Below are 24,464 nucleotides of genomic sequence, written 5' to 3' on the forward strand. Positions count from 1 at the left end.
ACCATTCACCTCACTACTCCAAATCCAAAATAAACGGAACCTCATCAGAAAGCTCTGAAAGCAATGAATACCCTATTCCGCTGAGTCCCAACATTAGTCCATAGGGCAATAACGGTCGTTCTTTTATATATTCGGGTATAATAGCTGCCATCTGCTTATAAGTGCATTCACACTCCTTTAGAAGTTCATCATCACGGACTGTACGTGCGATTCTACGAATCAGCTCAATATTACCGATGTCGCCATGGCAATAGCATATGTTATTGCCGACAGCATTTTCCTTCATATGCTTTAGATCTCTAAGGAAGTCTTCCCTCTCAAACCTGCTCATACTATGGTACCGGCTAATCCTGCCATACAGTACTCCGGGAGCTCCATGACACCACGCATTGGAAAATGCGTCCCTGCCCATGATGGTCTTCCAGTTACTTACCTTCTTTACGTACATCTTTTTTATGAAAACATCAGTGTCTTTAAGAACTTCTTTGATCTCCTCGACGTGATACTTTTCATAGACATCGTATAAAACATCCTCTATTCCGCTGCACCCGTGTGCATACCCGGTATAAACCACGCCATTTATTCCGGCTCTCCAGGCTACGCCGCCATCCTCAAGAACAATCTTATTTCTAAGAAGATGCTGCGTAAGGAGCATTACAAGCTCTTCTGCCTTACTTCGTATCTCCCCTTCGAAGTTTTCTATAAGGCTAAAGCAAACCTTGATCGCACCGGCAGATCCGCTAATTACATCGAAGTTCGTATCCCTGAAATAAATCTTCTTCATTCTGGACAATCCATCTTCTATGAGTTCCAACATCTCCTCATCTTTTGTAATAAGATAGAACTTACTCATAACATAGATGTATCCACTAAGACCATTGAAGGGTCCAATCAGATAGCAGGAATCTTCGCCTATCCTTTTCATCTCTGCAATAACATCATCCATACATGCATATGCAGCATCCAGATATCGCTTATTTTTCGTCTCTCTCCACAGATACAGGAAAAACAGCCCTATTCCTGATGTTCCGCTATATAAATTGCCCACAACCGGGGTGTACTCATAATTTATCTGATCATCTCCGATAGGAGTAAAATTAACCCAGGAAAGCTGCTGCCTTCCGTTAACTTCAGATCTATAGGCCTCCCTAAGAATTTTCTCGCCTATATCCTCAGCCATCTTAAGGTACTCATCTCGTCCCACGTCAGAGCCACTCTTAGACCACTTCGTATGTGTCATGCACAATTCTCTGTAGTCCTCCATGAGCTTGGACAAAAAGGAGTTTTCTATAATAAGCTTCTGGCTCTTAAGATCCTCATAGCTGAATCTGTCTATTTTTTCTTCGGCCTTCTCAAAGGGCGTCATCTTAAAACTGATAGGTAAAAGCTCACCCTCTGAATTTTTCATCTCTCCGGAGTGTATGCCCACCTCGAAAAATGGCACATCTCCTCTTAAAATATCCCTGATCTCGGAATCTACCACCGTTTTTTCCACTGCCTTTACCTTATAAAAAAGGCGATGCAGCAAAATATATCTATGAACCTTCTCTCTCATAAAATCCGGATGGTTGCTCGTAAACATGAGCTTCGTATATATATATGTAGGTCTGTAAATGATCCTGGTGCTCATTTCCCCAAACCATTCTTTTAATCCGCATTTCAGCTCTGACTTATGCTCCATGATATAGATGTATGCATCATCAAAGCCCTTTATAATAAATTCCTTATAATCAGTGGCGTTAGCTGCGCGTCCTTTATATTTAGCAACATTCTTCTGTGGCTTGATAATATATGTAGATTTTTCAAAACAGATCTCATCCGTATCCCTGTTCTGAATCATCAGCACCTTAAAAGGTGACACCTGCTGCTCGGTTCCGCCAAATCCGCTGATATCCACAGTTCCGTTCTCTTTATCATAGGGATTTGTCAGCTTCATAGATAAAAGCCCTATTGAATAAACGGAATCCTCTATGCTCTCCAAGGCTACTTCATAAGCTGTTTTATCACTGTTAATGCCCTTGTGCTCCAGCCTGCAATGAAAAAGCGCCTCGAGATCGATCATCACCGGATACTCACCATGAGATATCATGTTCTCATGGTGTATATCCTTTGCATTTAGCGAATACAGCATTGCCATTATTACGCCCGAGCGATAATAATATCTCTGAAGCTGCTCCCTGGTAGTGCATTCTTCCTGGGTTATATACTCGATAAAACCGTAGTCATCATGTGTTATGGCCTTTATCTCATACAGCGCGGCATCTCGGAGGATAAGACCCTCGCTGATAGCCTTGGAATAAGCTGCGAACCCTATTTCAGCATTTAGATTCCTGGGCTTGTATATAACCTTCTCTCCACTTGAAAACACTACCAAAGATACTGTTCTTCCTAAGCGATGAGAATCTCCAAGTCCCGTATGAAGTTCACTTATCAGAGGCTCTCGTCCCTTAGCATCTATCATATTCACAAGGTCCTGATAGTTCTCGGCAATCCTGTCTATCATTTCCCTGATTGACTTATAAGCATTATCAAAAATGATAAGCTGCATATTAAGTAATTCTTTGTACTCTGAGTAGAAGCTACTCACATACTCTCTTTTTGCCCAAATGTTATCCGTATAATAGAGGTATCTTTTGTTTGAATCATCGCCTTTAAGGTTGCCGCGCTTTTTCTCAATTTGGATTTCCCCGATGAGTGTCCTTATTGATATTTCCCGCAGCCTTAGGCAGATGTCCTCTAAAATATCCTCATAGATTTTCTCAGGGTCCAAAAACAGTTGGCTCTTTTCAATAATCCCCTTAAGCTCATCCATTCTATCCTTCTCAAAAAGAAATAGTGGAAAAAAAGCTCTGTTCATATGGTTCTCATCATCAGACGTGCCCCACTCCGTTTCCGGATAGAAGACATCGTTCTGCATTTCAAGCCAGTTCATGAACTCATGATTATCTGTTTCCTGCGATTTCCATATTTTCAAAACATCTCCATCACAGAGCCCCTGAGAGAAACCTATCATGCTCTTTATTTCATCTTCCCTCTTAACTTCAGGAAACAATGTCTTCCAATATTCCCAAATGTCTTTCTCCGATACGTTGTCGTAAACCAGCATAAGTACCCCCATTAACCGGATTTATTTGTCCAGCTCAAGTTCCTTTGCTCTCTCCCTGTCAAGCTTCTTTAGACATTCAGGCCTCTCCACCTCATGGAAAAATATAAGTGCGCATTCATTCGGATTTTCAGCCTTCTTAATCAAAGCATCCCCAAGCATCTTAGCAATTTCTTTTTTCATTCCTACTGCTCCTTCCCATTTGAAAAAATTGTTATCAGTTCCCCCCTGTGTGAGTATACTATATTACATTTTTATCTCATATTTTTTTTCATGTCTTAAACGACGTTTTTCATAGCATAAACGTCATTTTACCTTTACTGGTTTACATATATAATTTATAATCACATCTATAATTGACGTACAAAAAGAGGTACTCCTATGCTGGAATATTGTATATTTAACTCACTTTTTACTTCCATTCTTCTTACAACAGGATTGTTTGTGCTTTTTACCCGAAGAATAAAGATCATTAATTATCTCTTTTTCTTATGCGTTTCTATAATATCCACATTTTGTTCCACATATAATGATAAAAACTATTTAATCCTTGTCTTTTTAGGCCTTGCTTCAATATACATTGCCTGGGTCACAAAGCAAAAGGAGACAATAATTTCTATTTTTCTTATTTACATAATAGACTGCATATCACTTTACATTGTGATTTATATATTTAATAAACTGTTTAATTATTCTGTTCAGGATGTAAATTCAGACCCTTCAATTGCAATTAGAGTAGTCATACCTTCTATTGTTATATCATCCTTGCTTATTCTGGCACTTAAATATCTGGGCCGGAAGTATTTAACAATGAACATAGACGCTATCAGTAAAAAGGTATTGCTTTTCATTTCTCTGTTGTTTATTTCATGTGCTTTTCTAATCTATGAAGTATTAATCACATACGGCAGTAATATCCAGTCATCTCACTACGTTCCACTGATTACGCTGATCGTTCTCTTCTTTTTGCTGACAACAATCTCAGCCGTTTCAATACTTATCATCACCAAAAAGAATTATGAAAATCAGCAACAGTTAAACAACCTTAGAACTCTGCAGGAATATACCGATAATCTGGAGGCCACCTATAACTCTCTTCGTTCATTTAAGCATGATTACATCAACATCCTATCCTCTATATCACTTTATATAGACGATAAACGATACGATGAGCTGGCTGATTTCTTCCACGACAAGATAATGCCAATGAAGGATGAGCTGACACACAAAAACGCTGCACTTGCAAATCTTTCCCGTGTAAAAAATCTGGAGATCAAAAGTATTCTCTACACCAAGTTTTTGATGGCCATAAACCAAAACATAGACGTAACCATAGATATTGCTGATGAAATAGGAACTCTTAAGATTGATTCAATAGATCTTACAAGAATTTTAGGAATTTACCTTGATAATGCGATTGAAGCAGCTGTTGAAACAGAGCATCCTGAAGTATGCTTCCATTTAGGAGTTACAAATAACAGTACTGTTTTCATTATTTCCAACTCCTATGTTGATCACGGTCTGTCCATATCGCAGATGTCGCAAAAGGACGTATCTTCTAAGGGCAGTGATCATGGCCTTGGACTGTACAACGTATCAAAAATCCTTAGCAAATATGATAATATCTTCACTGATACCTCCACGCATGAAGGTTCATTTATCCAGCAGCTTCAAATAGTGTAAGATAAGAAAAAGCTTCCCACACCACCTTAAAAGCATTTAACTTTTGGCAGTGTGGGAAGTTTTTTCATTTATTTAAAAAGGGCAGAATTGTAAGTGATTCAAGTGTCGCTCCAACAACAGCACATTTTCCATATGGATTCGGAACTATAAAAAACAGTACTGCCGCAATGCAGACAACTATTATGCTCTCCCATTTTCTGATAATCTTATAGCGCTCTGTTGTGGGCATATTATCCGTAACCTGAGGGGAAAACATATCGTTCAATATAATATCAGCTATTATCATCAGAATATATATGCTATCGGGAATGTCTACATAATGTACCAGCATTCCCCCTGATATTATGGTAAACGCCGAGAGAACCGCACATCCAATAGCGCTCTTTAGGTGGAAGCCCCCGGCAAATGTACGCAGTACCATGAAGGCCACAAAGCAAATTATTGATTCATCAAAATTTCCGATAAGCTTACAAAGTATAAATACTGCGATCAGAATAAAGTATCGTGATATTGTTCTCTCTATCATATACTCTATCTTGATACAATCCTCTTCCGATCTTTGGTATATTGAATTCAAGAAATTTGTGATCTTCCTGGATATTCGTTTTGCAATCATTATATGTCTGTTCCTTTATGCACTTTTTTTGTTAGCCTGATACAACTTAGAGTATATTCCTCCCTGTTCCATCAGTTCATCATGGCTACCAATTTCCCTTATCCTGCCATGATCCAGCACTACTATCTTATCCGCATCTATAACGGTTGACAACCTGTGTGCTATTACTATTCTTGTGCAATCCTTCTCTCCAAGATAATCGCTTATCTTTCTCTCATTTTCATAGTCAAGAGCACTTGTAGCTTCATCGAGGACTATCAGATTATTATCATGCACAATAGCTCTTGCCAGTGCTATTCTCTGCCTCTGTCCGCCGGACAAATTCATACCCATATCGGAAACCATCGTGTTGTATTTCATGGGCATCTGCTCAATCTCTCCGCGGATCTGAGCAACCTCTGCTGCCTGCTTGACCTCATCGAGTCCAAGATTTTCCTGACTCATCCTGATGTTCTCATAAATACTCTGGTTGAACAGCACCATATCCTGAGGGACAACACCGATCTGCTTTCTTAGCTCGTTCTTGTTTATATCCTTTATGCTGACTCCGTCATAGAGAATATCTCCCTTTTGCGGCTCATATAGTCCAAGAATGATCTTCGCCAGCGTACTTTTTCCTGAACCTGAGGTGCCGACTATAGCCACCTTTTCGCCCTTCTTTATATGAAGGTCAATATCTGAGAGCACCTCCTCAGAGTTCTGAGTATATGCGAAGGAAACATGATTTATATCAAGATCACCTGATACCTTCACAGTTACAGGCTTCTCGGGATTCTTCTCATCCTCTGCATCAATTATGTCATGCAGTCTCTCCATGTAGGCTCCTGCAACAACAAAGTCGTTCCAGAAATTATAAAGCGATATACCGGTGGAGAAAAAGCTTCCTGCCAGTGAATAAATGGCCATGCTTTCACCAAGTGTCATCTTTCCCTTCGTCGATATATAAATACCAAGTCCCAGTAAAAACAGAGGCGCAATGTTTTGAACAAAGGACAGGACAGATGTATATAGGTTAATTACACAGTTTTTTCTTCTAAATGACTGAAGACACTTATCATAAGCCTTTTTCCAGGTATTCCATGTCTCTGTCTCCATTCCTGCTGTCTTGATTGTGAACATAGAATATACTGTCTCAACCTGGACTGTCTGAAGAATGGTGTTTTTCATCATTTCATCCTGATTTACTTCAGTGATCAGAGTTTTCATCGCCATGATAAACACTCCTGAAACCAGGAATATCACACCTGCAACAACGGAGATTGTCACTGATTTCATAAGCATATAGGCGAAGATAAATACCAGAACTCCGGCCTGCATCACAGTATGTATGAATTGTTCTGACAGAAGATCCCTGATATTTCTTACGCTGTACATCCTAAAAAGAATATCTCCGGGGGCCCTTCCTTCAAAATACTTATAAGGAAGCCTTAGAATCTTGGAAAACACTGACTTTGATAAATGAAAATCTGCGTCAATCTGCAAAATTATCAGCTTTCTGCCGCGCAAATAATTTACCAGTCCAAGAAGTCCCGCAAGTACCATAACGATTCCGCCACTGATGTTAGTACTTTCAGAATCAATAATCTTCTGGATCATAATAGGTACGCTCATCTGTAATCCATAGACAACAAGCGACATAATGAATATCTTAAACAGCAGCATCTTATTCTTTTTAAGCTGCTCAGTTACTATGCTCCAGTTATTCACCTTATCGGTGATAGGCTCAAACTCCTCCGTAGGCATGATAACCATGACAACTCCGGAATAGCTCTTTTCCATTGTCTCGCGGTCCACCTTCCTTCTTCCAAAGGCAGGATCCACAATACTAGCCATTCCATCATTTATTTTTTCAAGGACAACAAAATGCTCATTATCCCAGAAGATAATTGCAGGCAACGGCAGCTTTTTCAAAGCATCCAGCCCCGCCTCGTATATCTTTGTGTTCATGCCTCGCTCTTCGAGATAGCCTGCTATGTATGACAGCTTCAGACCGTCACGTCCTGCCTCAAGCTTTTCCCTGATCCTGGATATGCTTTCCCTGCTTTTATAGTAATTCAAGATCATGGTAGCACAGCATAATCCACACTCTGTCTGTTGCATCTGCTCCACATAAGGAACATATCTTCTATGCGTCATGTTTCCCATATTTCCTCACATTCATATTATTTGTTATAGTGAGCGGCAAATTTCTTGGCGCTTACTAAAGCTCAAACTATTTCAAGTGACAATACTAAAGGCAGACCCTTCGTTATCTGCCTAAGAAGTCCATAGCCGATTCCCGGCATTCCAAGCATAAATGACATAGACCTCTTAAGCTGCGGTATTCCATATACTGCGCCTTCCCTTTTTAGCTGCTGCTCCTCTTCCACAAAGAGCGTTCTGCACAGAGAAAGTAATTTCCTGTCACCAATGTTTTTGGCTATTGTGCTTAGCGCATCAAGATTACCGACTCTCCCATGACATAAGCTGTCATTAAAAGTACCCCTGGTATAAATGTTTAAATCCAAAATGATCTTATGTATAACTTCCCTATATCTGCTGCGGAACAGATTTTTCTCCATAAAATAGCTTCTCGCAAGCAGTATCCCCGGAGCTCCGTGGCACCAGAATGAACAGCAATTCTTCTGATCATCCCTCAGATCCAGCCAGTTTCTTTGGTGTTTATTGAAAAATTCATCCTCCAGCTGCTCCATCTTTTCCGCATATTTCAGATACTTAACTTTTTTGGTCGCTTCAAAGGCTTTTGTAAATGCATATTGATAACCTGCATAACCATGCGAAAAGCCTGTCCAGAGAGTCTTATTTTTTTTGACGCTTCTGTTAAGGTGACTTGTGTATCTCTCTATCATCAACAGTAACTTGTCGCTTTTTTCATACTTATATATATTGGAAAGAACTATTATTGCCCCTGACACGCCCGATATCACATCAAAATTGTTCTCACAGGTCACATCATACTCATAAATCATGTCCAGAGCTTTCTGATATTTCTGAAAATACATGGCGTTTCCGGTCATTCTATAAAGGTTGAAATAAAGATAGATGTATCCGAAAAATCCCCCAAACACCGACGATGAAAGTGCTGCCTTCTCCAATGGAGCGATTTCCTCCATACCTGCCAGAGCAGCCTCCGCAAACATCATGTCCTCATCATCTTTTGTGAAAAGCGCATAGGCAAATAGAAAAAGAATGAGACCAAGTCCGTCGTACAGCGTATATGAGATTACTCCGATATGAGGATTCTCGCCCACGTTAGCATCCATAAAGGTGCACGCTGTCTTTTCCGAATTCCAGACTGCACTGCATTTTATATCTTTTGCTATATCCCTTATCAGATTTGCCCTGCTGCCACTTTCTGTAACCCTTTCAGGCTGCAAAACGTCATCCTTCATAAGCTCTTTACCGGCAATCCTTACCCCGTTATGTATAAAGGATAGCTGCCTTTTCTTATCTTCAGGGCTAAGCTCATTTACGTTTCTGGTTATTTTTTCATATATAGACTCTTCAAAGTAATCCTTCTCAACCAACGCATTTCCCGAATACAGAGCCTTGTCATCGAATTTCGCATAGAAATACGGGACATCGCAATTTGCCATCTGTTTGATTTCCGAATCACTCTGGTTACACTTTGTGGGACTTATTATCTCAAGGAGCCCACGGACCTTATCGTCCGATACGCAATACTTAGGATGGAGCGAAGCCTTTATGAATCTGGCATATACAAAGGTTCCCCTAAGAATTTGCCTGTAAATTCCTCCTCCAAAGTACCCGGGAAGAATTGTTATGAGGTACTCCTTTTTTTCCATAAGTACTTCATATGCTTCATCAAATCCCTTCTCTATATCTTCAAGATAATCCGAATAACGCACCTCTTCGCCATTTAGTCTAAGTGTGCCCGGCATCTCCTCTGTAACAAAATACTTTTCTTCGTAGTGAATATTGGTGGTTCCTTTATCTTCCAGCACCAGGCACTTAAGTCTGTTTGATTTCTGGCCTGCAGTCGCACCAAGACCACTCATATCTATATCAAGCTTGTTGCCTGCAAATACGCAGGGCAAAAGATTTGAAGTAAAAACAGTATGCTCGAATTCCTTGTAAACGTTATATATAAGGCTTCCTTCCTGAGTGTTATCTTTTTTCCTCGGTGCATATGTCAAGGACTCAAGATCCACAAATATCGGATATTCCCCATGCGGAATTATATTCTCAGCGTGTATATCCGTAGTGTCCAGAATATAGAACAGCGCCATAGATCTTCCAATCCTGCGATAGTAGCTCCTTACCTCTTCTACCGTTCTGCACTCTTTAGACTCAATAAATTCCTGGAAGCCATATCCATCTCTAAGTACCAGCCCCGGATTTATCAGTTTGTAACCAAAGAGCCATTCATTAAGCAATTTGCTAAGACTTACAAATGCATTTTCCGGGTGCATATCCCTTGGCTTAAAGACCAGTTTTTTATCCTTATCAAATGTGAGAATCGCTACTGTTCTTCCGCCGTTATGAGTATCGCCTTCCCCAAAGTCGATACTCTTTATATTCATGACTTCAACCCCAAATGTATTTCTTATCTCATACCTGCATTCAAGGAGTGCAGCTCCTATCTCCCGTATGTTTTTTGCAATACTTTTTACTTTTTTCTCAAGTCTTTTATATAAAACCGGATATTTTCGATATATCATGTCAGGATCATTTGCGATGCTTTCACAAAACTCTTCATATTCCTGACCACTTCTATTAAGCTCATATATCAAAATCCTGGCAGAATACTCCATAAGGTTTTCCTTGGCATATCGCAGGATATCCTTCCTTATATCAGTAATAAGGGGTATTTTGATTTCGTTCTCAATCTTGTCCAATGTGTCTTCTAATTCAAGTAAAATAGGATTATAAAACTCATCAAACACCCCTTCATTACCCAGTTGTACTGTCAGCGGATCTGACCTGAGACTTTTAAATATACCCATTTCATTCCCCATTAAGACCTTCTCTAAAAATTAAGATGCAACATTTTTAGAATATTCTTGGTTTCCCTAAGCTTTACGTCATATTCGGTATCCCATATTTGTTTGGAAGTGTAATATCCGGTTGCAGCAATCTTATCCACTTCCTCAAAGGACATCTCCCTAACCCCATCGATTTTTCCCAAATCAATTGTCTTGCCTTTACGCATACATCCTCTTCCTCTCATTTTTGCTGTTATACAGTTCCGTATAATACCCGTTCCTCCTCAAAAGTTCGTCGTGTGTTCCCTCTTCAACAATCTCGCCGTTATCAAGCACTATGATCCTGTCCGCATCCTTAATAGTTGAAAGTCTGTGGGCAACAACCACCTGTGTACATCCATTTCCTGCAAAGAAATCAGATATCCTCTTTTCATTTAAGTTATCAAGCGAGCTTGTTGCTTCATCCAGAATCATAAACTTATTCTTAGATACAATAGCTCTGGCAAGGGCTATCCTTTGCCTCTGTCCACCTGACAGGTTCATTCCCATATTTGAAACCACGGTGTGGTACTTCATTGGCATTGCATCTATCTCATCATGAATCTGGGCAATTTTCGCCGCATGTATTACTTCATCCAGCGAAATATCCTCATTGTTCATCCTTATATTCTCAAGGATGGATTTATTGAAAAGGTATATATCCTGAGGAACAATACTTATGCTCCTTCTGTATTCAACCTTCTTCACCTTCTTAAGATTCAGATCGTTCACCAGAATCTCACCATCACTGGGATTGTATAAGCCCATCATCAGCTTTATCAGACTGCTCTTTCCGGAGCCTGATTTTCCGACAATTGCCACCTTTTCTCCCTGCTCGATTTTCAGGTTTATATTCTTTAAAACAGGCGGTGTGCTCTTGGAGTAAGCCATGGTCACATTCCTGAATTCTATGGTGTTAACCTCATTTATAGAAAGACCTGTCTGAATATCCTTCTCTTCTTCAGCGTTCAAAATATCATTTACTCTGTCCAGATATGAATTGGCGATGGTAAAATCATTCCACATGTGGAACAATGAAACCGCTGAAGCAAAAAACGTTGTAGACAGTGAATAGCAGGCAACTGCCTGACCTAATGTCATACTGCCGGCTTTTATCAGATTAAGTCCCACCCACAATACCAGAAAGGGGCCTACTACCTGAAACAAAGTAAGTACTGTTGAATAAGTATTAAATATCTTATTCTTTACCTGAAAAGCTCTCATACCTCTGCAGTACTTGCTGAGCCAGTTTGAAAAAAACTGCTGCTCAATTCCCGCAGTTTTTATATTAAAAATCGACTGTACGGTTTCCACCTGAAGAGTCTGAAGCTTTGTGTTCTCTACTATCTGAATCTGGTTTGCCTCAATGATCTTTTTTCTCATAAATACGATAAACAAACCGTTTAACACGAAAATAAATAATGAAGTAAGTGCAAGATACACTGAGTGAATCGCCATGTAGGCCATGATCACTACAATGAATCCGCATTGAATAATGCCATTCATTACATTGTCAGATAGAAGCTCCCTAATTACCGGCAGGCAATTCAGCCTAAAGAGCAGATCTCCGTTAGTTCTTCTCTCAAAAAACTGATACGGAAGTCTTAGCATTCTTTCAAAGGTGCTCTCAGTCAGATGTCTATCGATTTCAACCTGCAATCTTATCTGGCTCTGTTTTCTTATGAATGTAGTAATGGCAAATACCATTCCCACCGCGACTACCAACATAAGATAACTATCCAGGCTCTTCATCTCATAGCTTCCTGCACTATTATCAAAGATCTTCTGCACAATCACAGAAAGAAGCAGCTGTAAGCCATATGATACAAGTGATATCAATGTCGTTATATAGAACAGTTTTTTCTTTAAAACCGTTTCTTTTAGCATATTATTCCACTTATGATCCTTCTTCTTTAAAGGAACAAATTCCTCAGTCGGAACCAGAATCATGACTACGTTGGAGTACCCATCAGCGAAGTCATCATAGCTAAGCGGAAGTCTTCCTGTGGCAGGATCGACTATAGTGATCTTTTTATCAGTAATTTTTTCAAGCACTACATAATGCTGATTGTTCCAGAATAATATCGCCGGAAGAGGAAGTTTTTTAAGTCCGCTGATTCCGCAAGAGAATACTTTGGATGAAAACTTTCTGTTTTGAGCATATGTATACATCTGAGATAATTTCAGCCCATCACGTCCTACATCGATCTGCTCGCGGATCTCTGTCAGCGTTTCCTGGCTCTTGTAATACTGGAGTACCATCGCCAGGCAGCAGAGACCACATTCAGCCTGCTGCATCTGCTCTATGTAAGGCACTTTGGACAAATGTGTTTTTGCCAAAACTTCTCCTCCTTATAAATCCTTCTTTTCAATGATTCCAACTGCTGCTACGGAAAATATAATACCTGTTATCACAAACACCAGAACATTTCTGGTGCTCCAATCCTGATACATAAGAAACTGATCAGCCACACAAAAGATCACATATTCCAGAACAGATCCCAGTATTGTTATCTTTTGAGATATCATCTGAAGAATTCCGGGCATTACCCAAAACAACACAATACTGTATATAAAAGGTGTGATCGTATTTGGCTGCAGACAGGTAATCATTATCGCGATAGCCCCGATTGCAAATCCATATAGCATGTACACCAGGATTTCATCGCCAATAGTTGTAAAAAGTGATGCAAAAGTCCATGGCTGCTTGCAGATGACAAGTGCAACATCATACAGGATTCCGCCGAAGAATCCGATTATCATATTGATAAGAACAAGACTGATTATCTTAGCTACAATAATCTGGCTTCTACTGCTCCTTGATGTAAACAAAAAGGTTTCAGTTCTTAGGTCAAACTCCTCGCCAAGACTCTTAGCTGCCAAAAACATAAGAAGAATACTTGCAAAGTTTCCATAGAAGGCAATGACGTTATGGGTTCCGAAGCTATCCGGAAATTTGTATGCGCCATATACCATACCGCCGCCCATGACAAGCACCATCAACAAGCCAGCCATAAACTCTTTCTTTTTGAGTAATTTAAATAATTCCAATGCTGTAATACTAATTATTCTCTTCATCTCCGTGCGTCTCCTTTCGCGTTAGTAAAATTATAAGTGCTAATGGCGGCTGCATATGTTTTGCTCGCAAACGATATTTAAAATGTCTTAAACGCAAAAAAGGACCTTCAGTCATTAACTGAAAGTCCTTCCTGATTTATCCTTATTTGATTTTCACATGCCATCATGGACGGAGCTAAGAAAACGGCCCATTATCCATTTAATTCTTGAAAGTCCAATAGATTCCATAGCATTCCTTATACTGATTAAAGTGTGTCGTAAATACCAGGTCTCTATCCGTCCCCTTAAGGTCAAATTCCATCTCACCCGATCTCTTTATAAGATGAGAATCAATATCCTTCATGAAATCATCCACTGAAATATCATCAGTAATTTTTATATCATCATTCTCCACAGCTCTCTCAGCAGGTACAGACACCTGGACGCCGTGGAACTTCGTCTTCATCTTTGCGGTTCCAAGTCTTGCTGACAGAAGGTATGGCCCATATAAGAAAGCATATGTATTTTTTCCGTCAGGAAGATTCTCATAATGAAGTCCCATAGGAAGTGCCAGCTCAATCTCTCCGCCGTTTTCTATCAGCTCTTTGGAGACAACAATGAATCCACCCGAAACACTATTATCTTCATTAAGAACATCTCCATTAACTCTTACTTCCGGAAATTCCTTTGCCCACTCAGGAATTCTTAAATAAATATCGTCAGTTATCTTTTTGCCGCTATTCGGAGTGATTGTTATTTTAACCTTCTCGGAATCGGTGAGGTCACACACCTGCACCAATCTATAATCATCAGTCTTAAGCTCTGATGCAAGGTAGAGTGCAACTAACAGCTTACCCTCTTCTCTGTAATAAATTCCTCTCTGGAGCTTTGTAAAGTTCTCATAGCCTGTTCCTGTGCAGCACCAGAAATTCCCATCCAGAGTATTAAATACCTTGTGATACCCTGTTGCCATCGGCTGGAAGTATGTTGTAAAGCCTGTCTCGTGATTCTGAGATGCCATTATGGCATTTATAAGTGTGCGCTCCGAATAATCCAGATATTTCTTATTTCCTGTTGCAGCAAAGAGTCTTCTTGAAAACTTCAGCATGTTATAGGTATTGCAGGTCTCGTTATTCACATGAGTTCTCTCCGCATCAAGGATATTATCCTTACCGAAGTGCTCATTTTCACTGTTACCGCCTGTTACATAGGTATGCTTTCCTACCACCATATCGAAGAAGCTCTCAGCATATTCAAGATATTTAGTTTCAGAAGGATCAGCCTCATATCTTGCAAGGGCTCCTATAAATTTCGGAATTGTTGTATTCGCATGAGTGTTATCGAGAACATCTTTTTCTCCCGATAATATCTTCTCAAAGAGCTCCACCTCATCAAACCTGTGAGCGGCATTAAATATTCTCTGAGGATCATCCACCGCCAGTTCACTGCCCTCATCCTTAAGCTTCTTATTAATCAGATACAGCTCATAAAGGCAGTCATTCATTCCGCCATATTCAATACCAAGCACTATTTTATTTGTTTCCTCAGACCACCCTTCAGTACGTCTTGCCGTCCACAGCCCCAGGCCATTTGCAAGCTTAAGGGCAGACTCCTTACCTGCGATTATGTATGCCGCATTCAGTCCTGTAAATATCTTATGCATGGTGTACCACGGAACCCATGACTGTGTAAAAATCTCTCCAAGTCCTTTTTCAACATTATCAAACTGAAGGAGGAGATTATCAGAGAAATCTTTATTGGGAAAATCTGATCCGAAGATATATCCCTCAAGCTCTGTTCCCTCTGTGAGTTCCTGGCAAACAGTAAGCGCCTCCAGAACATAATCAAGTCTCTCGCATACAGCCTTTTGCTCCTCATCGCTAAGCCCCGGGTTCCCTGCTGCCTGAGCAAGCGCTGTAATATAATGTCCCATGGTATGACCGCCAATAAGTGAGTTTTCCCATCCACCGCCGTAGCGCTCTTTGTTTTTCATGAATTCGCGCTTGGCTTCCGGAGTCATCCCTGCAATAATAGCAGCCGTTTCTCTAAAGCCCGCAAGCAATCTGTCCGCATCCAGAGCGAGCATATTCTTCACATCGATGTGAAGTGCTTCATCGTAATACTTATCAGTAACCTTTACTGCATCGTGTTTAACCAAGGTCCAATTATCCCTCATAGCATCCTCCTTTGATAACATTAGTTTTTAATTAAATCCATAAGACTACATTTAATAACAACCACTTTCCTAACAGTGGGTTTCTTATTCTGCTTATTTAAATGCAAGCTGTGCGAAATTGTAGAAACCAAGGTACCATACCTTAAAGTCATGTACGCCCTTTACTTCCTGCCACATATAATTCTCATCAGGTGTTATCTTTTCACTGAGTGCCGGTACAGTCTTTGCTGCGGCAGAAGCAGCTGCATACGCCACCTTATCCTCTGTTCCGCAGATATTATAAAAATACCCTATATCATACTCACTCTTATCAATTGAATCTGCAACCTGAACCGCTTTATTACTTGTGGGTGCAGCTGAAAATACCCCGAAGTAATCAAACAGATCCATGCACTCACAGATTCCGATATTGATTGTCTGCATACCGCCCATTGAAAGACCTGCCATAGCGCGGTGCTCTCTTGTGGCAGCCATATCGTATCCGTCCTCGCTGTAATCCGCATAGGTGCTGTAGTTAGCTTCTATATAAGGAATAAGATCATTCCTTAGCTCCTTCCCAAAGCAATAAAATGAATTATAATCTGAACCCTGCGAGGCATGATTCTCAGCGGAACGTCCATTGGGAGTAACAACGATAAAGGGATCGATGTCACCATAATAACTAAGGTTATCCATTATATTCTTAACCCTTGAGTCAGCCTTCGAAAGTCCCCATTCATCCTCATCGCCGCCGATTCCATGCATAAGATAAAGCACGTTATATTTCTTATCCTCGCTGTAATCTGCAGGAAGATATACATTTGCTTCCTTCTCGATTTCTTTTCCGTCTCCGAAGTAATCATGAGCAGTGTAGGTGATTCTTTCAACCTTACCGCCATCCTTAACTCTCATGCTCACATATTTTCCGGGAATGATATCGCTTGATATCGAAGCAGTAGGAACTCTCTCCTCATCCTCTGATGCAATCTCGGAAGCCTCATCTACATCTGATGTCTCCTGAGCAATTGCCTCCTCTATTCCCCCATTCTTAATCTCTTTATCTTCTGCCATTTCTTCTTCCCCATTTTCTTCTTTGCTTTCAGAAGTCTCTGCTTCCTCTTCATTTTCAGTCTTCTCGCTGGCTTCTTTGTCAGCATCATCTACTTCCTCAGTAGTTTCCACCGCTGCAACATCGGCATCACCGGACTTCTCTGCCTCCTGGCCGGCACATCCGCTTACCGTCATGCCTGCTATCATAAGCCCCATAATAATTCCCAATACCCTCTTTTTCATTTTTTCCTCCAAAATTAAAAGTGTGCTATTCTCATCCTCTGAGTAATAGCACACTTTCACTATAAATTCTTAATTCAACCTATTCTATTCGAATATTGCTTAATTCTTCTAATTTTTTGCTTTAAATATCATTGCGCATTTACACTAAGTTCATCCCTGTATTGACTGGCGCTCATATCATAGTACTTTTTAAATGCCGATGAAAAATGCTCAACCGAAGAATACCCAAGCTCATCAGCTATTCTGGTAACAGTTATATCAGGGGATCTAAGCATAATCGCTGCAGCACTCATCTTGGCTTCCGTCCTTTTGCTCTGGAAATTCATACCATAATGCTCCATAAGAAGCCTCTGGGTCTGCCTTGTACTAAGGCTAAGCCTGCCTGCCAGAGTCGTCAGCGTAAGTGTGGCATATTCATATAGGAAGGCCTCCTCAATTGTGAGATACTGATCGTCATTTGACTTAAAGCCCTGATAATCCGTTTTTCCCTCATTAACCGCATAATCCCTGACGCAGGCAACAATTATCTGCTTAATAAGAGACTCCACAGACTCCCTGTAACCGATATTCTCATCCTTAAGCTCCCTGAACAGAGATTTCATAAGTGAATTGATCCCATGCTTATCCTTGCCATACCAGATTTTTGTAGCTCGGAAAATTCTAAGCGGCGACAACATCCTCTTATCATTCTTTAAATCAGGCGAGAGCTTTAGGTAAACACAATACTCAGAAAGCGGATCCTTTTTATCCGGAATCATGGAGTGCTTTACCTTGGGACCTGTAATGTAAAGTGTCCCCGGGCCTGTTTCATATTCCTTCCCGCTTATCGTAACCTTCCCATATCCAGAAGAAATATAGTGTATCTCGTAGCTGTTATCAGAATGGGCATGCAAAGGAATCGATCTGTGGAAACACTCATACACAATATTTCCAACGAAAACCGATTCCCCTTCCATCATGAAACCGATATTTCTATCATGGTATGCAATTTTATCTATGCTATTTTTTTCTTCCATTCCAGATATATTCCCCATTTTCGGTAATCGAAGCAAAGTTTTAAGCTTTTCAATTAAGGAATGTCCTCATGCGATAATAGTAACACATTATATGCGCTAATACGACATTTCATGTCCTAAATTGTCATCAAAATCTCTTATTTTAAAATTCCGCCAACCCTATAATTTTCTTAAGATAAACAGTCTCGACCATGAAAGGAGGAGGAAATCATGGCTGTTAAAATGAGAGGTGCTATTCTACCGGGTAATTCAACTGTTGAACTTAAAGACTTTGAGGTTCCAAAGCCTGGATTCGGCCAGGTACTTATCCGTACAAAGGCTACAACCATTTGCGGAAGCGACATACGTTGCATTTACAGAAAGCACACAGGTAAGGGGGCTGAGGGATATATCCCCGGAATGATCGCAGGTCACGAGCCCTGCGGGCTTATTATTGAAGAGGGAGAAGGACTTAAGCGCTTTAAAAAGGGCGACAGAGTCATTGTTTACCACATTTCTGGCTGCGGTGTCTGCAACGACTGCAGAAGAGGATATTACATCTCATGTACGAGCAAATTCCGCGCAGCATACGGATGGCAAAGAAACGGCGGTATGGGTGAATACATCCTCGCTGACGAAAAGGATCTTATTGCCCTTCCCGATGAACTCACATATAAAGATGGCGCGCAGGTTGCCTGCGGTTTCGGTACTGTCTATGAAGCTATAGAAAAAATCGGCGTAAGCGGAAATGATGCTGTTCTTGTAACAGGTCTTGGCCCTGTAGGCCTCGCCGCACTTATGCTCAGCAAGGCACTTGGAGCAAACATGCTCATTGGTGTCGAGATGAACGATTACAGAATAGATCTCGCTAAGAAGCTTGGCCTTGTAGATTACGTATTTAAGCCGGGCGATGATACTCTTGATGAAATCTTAAAACTCACCAGAGGACAGGGCGTTGAAAAGGCCATCGACTGCTCAGCCTCCGATCCCGGAAGGCAGCTTGCAATAAGGGCAACCCGCTCCTACGGTAAGATCGCATTTGTCGGTGAAGGCGGAACCTGTACCTTTAATCCCAGCCCTGATATCATCCACGGACAAAAGACCATCTACGGCTCCTGGGTAACTTCTCTTTGGAAAATGGAAGAGCTTGTAGACAAGCTTGTTCGTTGGAACATCCACCCCGACAAGCTGATCACACACGAATTCCCTCTGGATCAGGCTCCCGAGGCCTATGCTCTCATGGCATCCGGAGAATGCGGCAAGGTAGCTGTTGTTTTCGGCGATCAGGATGAAAAGTAGGAGCTGCAAACTGTACTATCCGGCTCCTGTCAGATAGTAAACTCTATGAGGAGAATGACAATATGAGTGAATTTATATCCGGTGTACCTTCTTATACCTTGAATACCGGTGCAGTCATGCCTGCTGTGGGCCTTGGTACCTTTGGTTCCGATAAGTACTCGGCAGATCAGATCGCTGCTGCCGTGTCCGGCGCTGTAAAGGCAGGCTATCGCATGCTGGACTGCGCATCCGTCTATCAGAATGAGGATCAGATAGGAAAAGTGCTTGATGGATTATTTAAGGAAGGCGTCGTGAAAAGAGAAGATCTTTTCATCACTTCCAAGGTCTGGAACGACCAGCACAGAGAAGTAAGAAAAGCCTGTGAAAAGAGCCTTAAGGATTTAGGTCTTAATTACATCGACCTCTATTTTGTTCATTGGCCTTTTCCCAACTATCATGCTCCCGGGTGCGATGGTGATTCCAGAAATCCAGATTCCAAACCATTTTCAGTAGATGAGTTCATGGATACCTGGGAACAGCTTGAAGAGCTCTACGATGCAGGTCTTGTAAAAGCAATCGGAATGTCTAACATGACTATCGCAAAGCTCGAAAGAGTTCTGCCCTTATGCAGGATCATGCCTGCTGCCCTTGAGATGGAATGCCATCCATCCTTCCAGCAGCAGTCACTGTTTGACTACGCTAAATCAAAAGGGATTGTCCCCATCGGCTTCTGTCCTATCGGCTCTCCCAGTAGACCGGAGAGAGATCGCACAGACACTGATGTTGCAGACACAGAACTCCCGGAAGTAATTGAGGTAGCAAAGAATCACGGTGTCCATCCCGCTCTTATCTGCATCAAATGGGCAGTACAGCGCGGAATGTGCACAATACCCTTCTCTGTAAAAGAGCCTCAGTACATCTCCAACCTGAAATGCACAACCGAGGATCCTCTTACAACTGAAGAAATGGAACTGCTAAAAAAGGCTGAACGTGACTGTCGTCTGGTAAAGGGTCAGGTCTTCCTATGGCCCGGCGCGAAAGACTGGACACAGCTATGGTCTTGCTGATTGAACTTAGCGAGGTTCTTTCGAGCTTAGTTCAATCGTGTTCTGGCGAACGAAGTGAGAGCAGAACTTCCTTAATATAACTTGGCGAGGTAGAAAAAATGCTAAAAGGAATACCAAAAATATTATCACCGGAACTACTTAAGGTTCTATGCGAGATGGGTCACGCAGACAGAATTGTCATATCAGATGGCAATTTTCCTGCCGAATCCATGGGGAAAGATGCGATAGTTATCCGTCTCGACGGCCACGGTGTACCCGAAGTCTTAGATGCAATCCTTCAGGTCTTCCCCCTCGACACCTATGTGGATCATCCCGTAAATCTGATGGAAGTAATGAAAGGTGATCCCGTTGAGACTCCGATTTGGGACACCTATTCAGATATTATCAAGAAGCACGACGATCGTGGAGACTCAACTATTGGTCACATTGAGCGCTTTGCATTTTATGAAGAAGCTAAGAAAGCCTATGCCATCGTAGCAACAGGCGAATCCGCCCTCTATGCAAACATAATGCTTCAAAAGGGCGTTGTAATCTGACGCTTCTAACTTCAAGTAAGTAAATTAACTTTTGCTCCCATAACATAACCACTTTCTCTATATTATTAAAGCAGGCCTCCAATCGTTAGTCCCATAATCTAACGATTGGAGGCCTGTAATTTATGCCAGAATTCAGCATCCCTTTCCATCTACTCTGCAGGCAGCACCTGCTTCTCTGGGCTTTTCTACCGCTATTCCCTGTTCTGTAAAATAGCTCTCCCAATCAGGACACATTCCACTTCCATATACTTGCAGCATATTACACCTCAAATCTTTCTATAATCGTATCAACTACAAAATCAGCCTTTAGCTCGCCAAGCCTTTTATAATGAGGCTGCTGACCATGCTGCGTTATGGCATCAGCGTTCTGCCATTTTTCAACAAGAAGTACTTCATCACTGTCAGCTACAGGTAAATAGTACTCATACTTGACGTTACCCTCTTCTGCTCTGCTTGCCTCATCAATCCCTTCCTTTTGGATAACATCCAAAAAATCATTTCTTTTTCCGGCTTTACATTTGTATGTCACATTCAAAACAATCATTTTTGCCCTCTTTACTTGATGATATATGCGTCAACTATTTCACCAACATACATGGTATGAAAATCCTTTATAGTTTGGATTTCTTCGTTCTGTCTTAAACGCAAGTTAAATAGCAAGCTCATACACATAGCTGTCGTATTCAATGTTCATATGATACTTCCTGAACTTTGTTTCTTCCTTTACCTTGAACCCTAACTTTCTTAATAGTCCACAGGAGGCCTCGTTTTCCTTTGCAACTTCTGCGGTTACAGTTTTAACATTATGTTCTTTTGCCCATTCAATAAGTTTTTGCACTGCTTCTGAGGCATATCCGTTGCGCCAGTACTTTTTGTTTATGCAGTAGCCGATGTCGATATTGCTCCTGTCCTCATTAGAGAAAACACAGCAGCTTCCTATGCTTTTCCCTTTTTCTTTATCATCGATCACAAGGTAATAGCCATCTTCATTGTCTTCCATTTCATCGATAGCACTCCGGTATACATCATCAACGTATTCCTCTGTCGGATCGCTGAGATACGTGCCGTTTTCTTCATCGAACCACATTCCTGTACAAAACTCTTTATCAGATATCTTATAATCCCTAATCAGAATTCTCTCGCAAGTTAAATCATTCCCAAGTCGCATTTTTTCAAATCTCCTCAATCTCTGTTGCTAAAACTGTATTCCAAAATAAAATGAAGAACCACTTCTCACACGAGAAATGGTCTATTTTGCACCGATTTATCTATTTAAAATTTTCCTCAAACTATTCTTTTGATTTATGCCGTAATTAAAATCTTCTATAAAGAATCAACTACATATCTCTTTCTTCATACCATCAAAAGATATGACATAAGAACTTGCTTTAGGCTCCACAGAAACTCCATTCCAGCGAGGCTCCGCAAGACCAAGTTCAGCCGGTGTTACCGACTCATAATCACCATTCATACCTTCAATTTGTATCACACCCGAATGCTTTCTGTCAGCATCACTCTCTATCGTTACTACTGCACTCAGTGCTCTATCATAAGGCACATAACCGTGGAGATACTCATACTTTTTCATCAAAGCTCCATCATTGTTCGGAAAACCGATCCAAGGTGCGTAAGCAGAATTCATCGTATAAAACGGCACCTGATCAATTATTTTAAAGTCATTCCCATGGTCATGTCCATTCATGCAAAGAAGGATATTTTTCCCTTTAAACAGCTCAAAGACATCCTGTCTATTTCTGACAGCACGATTCCGGAATTGATTCGTAAAACTATGATGAGAAAAAATCACATAATCCTTTTCATCCTCTAATTCTTTTTTTAACCACTCCAGTTCCTCCCGTGGAATAATCGGTGTGTCCACACCTTCACCTTTTATCTCAGGAAAGGAATGTTCCTCATTTCCCTGCCTATAATAACAAGAATTCAAAACCAGGAATTTAATTTCGCCATGTGTGAAAGAATAATATGGTTCCTCAAGCCCCAGGAATTCCATAGTCTGATGCAGGTCCACTTTAACATCATGATTTCCAAGTACTTGATAGAATGGAACCCCGCAGCTTTTCACTTTTTCAATCACATGGCTATATTGCTCGAATGGAGCCGTGATATCTCCCAGAGATACAACAAAGTCAACTTCTTCACTCTTTGCTCTGCTCACAAGCTGTCTGATACGTTCATCACCTTGAGTAGCATAATCGTAGTGTAAATCTGTGAACGCCAAAAATTTGATCATACCCTACTCCTCTTTCCTCTTTGAATAGTATACGAACCCTCTGTCCCGTTTTATTTCCGTGTATCCCAGTTTTGTATAAAAAGAATTTGTTCTTATATTCCATTCGGGTGTGTCCAGGGTAAACTCTTTTACTCCGGTAAACATTGATTCTATTTCTTGCATTATATAAGATCCATAGCCCTTACGGAAATGCTCCGGCGCAACAAAAATCCTGCCGATGTTCAGTGCGTCTCCTTGCAAAAACAGAATTGCTCCACCCACAATCAATCCATCTTCTGTCAATTTATACAGATGCCCTTGTCTTGCCATCTTCGTATGAAATGAAACCGACATATACCCGGGCGGACCTCCTGCCGATGGTCCTCCAAAGGAAACATCACTGTCAAATGCACGCTTTGAAATCCCGTTCAGTGTCAATGCATCTGATGTACCCGCTTTTAATAACTGTAAACCCATAATCTGCACCTTACTTACATGCTATATAAACATCCATGTTCTCACCATCCGTTTCAAAACATGGTATCACTTCATTTCCTGCCCGTTCGAGGCCATTGGTCCTCATGAAATCATTCAGTGTTTGATAAGCGCCCGGTATTGTAACGAATGGATTATCAAATGGTCTTTCTATATGGATCGCAACATATTTATGAGTGGGTTGCTCTTTAATCTCATGATTAGCAGGTGTGCTATCTTCCGGGAGTATCAACGCAGCCGTATATCCATGCATATTAAAGACATTCATCTGCTCAAGTGACAGATTAGGGAAATCCCAGCCAATCACTCTCGGGTTATCGATGTTGTTTTCCTTTGCAATTCTATACATTCGACCTATTGCATCACTTTCCGGCTCCGTACTGATCACTGTATGCTCTATGTACCGAAATCCGACAACTTCTTCTACTCGCAGGTTTGAATATGCATCACTGCGCTTATCCATCTCCTCCCTGAAAAGATTATCCAGAGAACAGTTAAAAATCTTACATATCTCAAGTGCCTTATCCATTTCCGGATTTGCCGCATCTACTTCCCACTTTGAGATAGTCTGACGACTTACACCAAGTTTTTCCGCCAAAGCCTCCTGTGTCATATCCTTGCTAAGTTGGCGTAAATACTGAAGGTTCTTCCCAAAACTCATATCATTTCTCCTTTTTCATCGACATTTGCTTTTTGCCCCGTGTTGCAAATACAGAATACCTACCAAATGAGTATTTCTCCACCAACCCGAAAGTGCTTTTTATATGAGATTCGCAACTATAAGTAGCAAGATAATTCTCTTCCCTTAAGGCCTATTTTCTAAAATCATTTACTCTATTTGTTCTGGGATACACGATCTTTTATAGATTTATTCTTTATGACGTGTATTACTTCCCTCCAGAATCGGCCTTGGATACACGGCCTTTTATGAATTTGTGTCTTATGACGTGTATTACTTCCACTTAAAAATG

At 40.9% G+C, this 24,464-nt stretch carries 21 protein-coding genes; 4 read left to right on the forward strand and 17 right to left on the reverse strand.

All coding sequences use genetic code 11. The features are described from left to right. Positions 1–13: 13 nt before the first annotated feature. Complete coding sequence (locus tag G586_RS0119040) at positions 14–3,106, reverse strand: type 2 lanthipeptide synthetase LanM family protein (protein WP_026528989.1); 3,093 nt, start codon at positions 3,104–3,106, stop codon at positions 14–16. 21 nt (positions 3,107–3,127) lie between these two features. Then, on the reverse strand, positions 3,128–3,286 hold the full coding sequence (locus G586_RS26410) for a hypothetical protein (protein ID WP_155834294.1): 159 nt from the start codon (positions 3,284–3,286) through the stop codon (positions 3,128–3,130). Between the two features lie 627 nt (positions 3,287–3,913). On the opposite strand from G586_RS26410, the gene G586_RS0119050 reads away from it, so the two are divergent. After that, complete coding sequence (locus G586_RS0119050; RefSeq protein ID WP_196811652.1) at positions 3,914–4,786, forward strand: sensor histidine kinase; 873 nt, start codon at positions 3,914–3,916, stop codon at positions 4,784–4,786. A 64-nt stretch (positions 4,787–4,850) separates the two neighbouring features. Here G586_RS0119050 and G586_RS0119055 read toward each other — a convergent pair whose 3' ends face one another. From G586_RS0119055 to G586_RS23935, 9 genes are all read right to left on the reverse strand, one after another. Then, complete coding sequence (locus tag G586_RS0119055; RefSeq protein ID WP_026528991.1) at positions 4,851–5,402, reverse strand: accessory gene regulator ArgB-like protein; 552 nt, start codon at positions 5,400–5,402, stop codon at positions 4,851–4,853. 15 nt (positions 5,403–5,417) lie between these two features. Continuing rightward, a complete protein-coding gene (locus G586_RS0119060; protein ID WP_051204933.1) occupies positions 5,418–7,547 on the reverse strand; it encodes a peptidase domain-containing ABC transporter in 2,130 nt (709 codons plus the stop codon). Positions 7,548–7,609: 62 nt separating this feature from the next. Continuing rightward, positions 7,610–10,369 carry a type 2 lanthipeptide synthetase LanM gene (gene lanM / locus G586_RS0119065; RefSeq protein ID WP_207640730.1) on the reverse strand — a complete coding sequence of 920 codons (2,760 nt, stop codon included), beginning with the start codon at positions 10,367–10,369 and terminating at the stop codon, positions 7,610–7,612. Positions 10,370–10,392: 23 nt separating this feature from the next. Beyond that, positions 10,393–10,575 carry a hypothetical protein gene (locus G586_RS0119070; protein ID WP_026528994.1) on the reverse strand — a complete coding sequence of 61 codons (183 nt, stop codon included), beginning with the start codon at positions 10,573–10,575 and terminating at the stop codon, positions 10,393–10,395. Further along, the gene (locus G586_RS0119075; protein WP_026528995.1) at positions 10,568–12,727 is read right to left on the reverse strand and encodes a peptidase domain-containing ABC transporter; all 2,160 of its coding nucleotides are present in this window, start codon (positions 12,725–12,727) and stop codon (positions 10,568–10,570) included. Before G586_RS0119075 ends, G586_RS0119070 begins: the two co-directional genes overlap by 8 nt. A 12-nt stretch (positions 12,728–12,739) precedes the next feature. Beyond that, positions 12,740–13,465: a hypothetical protein gene (locus tag G586_RS0119080; RefSeq protein WP_026528996.1), complete on the reverse strand. Its 726-nt coding sequence runs from the start codon at positions 13,463–13,465 to the stop codon at positions 12,740–12,742. 199 nt (positions 13,466–13,664) lie between these two features. Continuing rightward, complete coding sequence (locus tag G586_RS23930) at positions 13,665–15,620, reverse strand: beta-L-arabinofuranosidase domain-containing protein (protein ID WP_051204934.1); 1,956 nt, start codon at positions 15,618–15,620, stop codon at positions 13,665–13,667. A gap of 93 nt (positions 15,621–15,713) precedes the next feature. Beyond that, entirely contained in the window at positions 15,714–16,892 is a 1,179-nt protein-coding gene (locus G586_RS0119090; protein ID WP_026528997.1) for an alpha/beta hydrolase, read from the reverse strand. 128 nt (positions 16,893–17,020) lie between these two features. Then, positions 17,021–17,908 carry an AraC family transcriptional regulator gene (locus G586_RS23935; RefSeq protein WP_035773644.1) on the reverse strand — a complete coding sequence of 296 codons (888 nt, stop codon included), beginning with the start codon at positions 17,906–17,908 and terminating at the stop codon, positions 17,021–17,023. A gap of 210 nt (positions 17,909–18,118) precedes the next feature. Between G586_RS23935 and G586_RS0119100 the strand changes: the two genes are divergently transcribed. The 3 genes from G586_RS0119100 (at position 18,119) to G586_RS0119110 (ending at position 20,768) form a co-directional block, all read left to right on the forward strand. Continuing rightward, entirely contained in the window at positions 18,119–19,186 is a 1,068-nt protein-coding gene (locus G586_RS0119100; protein WP_026528998.1) for a zinc-dependent alcohol dehydrogenase family protein, read from the forward strand. Between the two features lie 62 nt (positions 19,187–19,248). Beyond that, positions 19,249–20,232 (forward strand): aldo/keto reductase family protein, encoded by a 984-nt coding sequence (locus G586_RS0119105; protein WP_026528999.1) that lies wholly within the window; start codon positions 19,249–19,251, stop codon positions 20,230–20,232. Positions 20,233–20,330: 98 nt separating this feature from the next. Further along, the gene (locus tag G586_RS0119110) at positions 20,331–20,768 is read left to right on the forward strand and encodes an RbsD/FucU family protein (RefSeq protein ID WP_026529000.1); all 438 of its coding nucleotides are present in this window, start codon (positions 20,331–20,333) and stop codon (positions 20,766–20,768) included. A 132-nt stretch (positions 20,769–20,900) separates the two neighbouring features. On the opposite strand, the gene G586_RS27260 is transcribed toward G586_RS0119110, so the two are convergent. The 6 genes from G586_RS27260 to G586_RS0119140 all read right to left on the reverse strand — a co-directional run bounded on the left by G586_RS27260 (position 20,901) and on the right by G586_RS0119140 (position 24,154). Continuing rightward, entirely contained in the window at positions 20,901–21,026 is a 126-nt protein-coding gene (locus tag G586_RS27260) for a hypothetical protein (RefSeq protein WP_255346266.1), read from the reverse strand. A 1-nt stretch (position 21,027) separates the two neighbouring features. Next, on the reverse strand, positions 21,028–21,312 hold the full coding sequence (locus G586_RS23940; protein WP_051204935.1) for a putative quinol monooxygenase: 285 nt from the start codon (positions 21,310–21,312) through the stop codon (positions 21,028–21,030). A 105-nt stretch (positions 21,313–21,417) separates the two neighbouring features. Continuing rightward, complete coding sequence (locus tag G586_RS25335; RefSeq protein WP_051204936.1) at positions 21,418–21,936, reverse strand: GNAT family N-acetyltransferase; 519 nt, start codon at positions 21,934–21,936, stop codon at positions 21,418–21,420. Between the two features lie 165 nt (positions 21,937–22,101). After that, positions 22,102–23,019: a metallophosphoesterase family protein gene (locus G586_RS23950; RefSeq protein WP_051204937.1), complete on the reverse strand. Its 918-nt coding sequence runs from the start codon at positions 23,017–23,019 to the stop codon at positions 22,102–22,104. A gap of 3 nt (positions 23,020–23,022) precedes the next feature. Continuing rightward, positions 23,023–23,475, reverse strand: a complete 453-nt coding sequence (locus G586_RS0119135; protein WP_026529001.1) for a GNAT family N-acetyltransferase — start codon at positions 23,473–23,475, stop codon at positions 23,023–23,025. A 10-nt stretch (positions 23,476–23,485) separates the two neighbouring features. Beyond that, positions 23,486–24,154: a helix-turn-helix transcriptional regulator gene (locus G586_RS0119140; protein ID WP_026529002.1), complete on the reverse strand. Its 669-nt coding sequence runs from the start codon at positions 24,152–24,154 to the stop codon at positions 23,486–23,488. Positions 24,155–24,464: the final 310 nt, after the last annotated feature.

It is taken from the genome of Butyrivibrio sp. VCD2006 (assembly GCF_000423925.1).
In the GTDB taxonomy this organism is placed as follows: domain Bacteria; phylum Bacillota; class Clostridia; order Lachnospirales; family Lachnospiraceae; genus Butyrivibrio.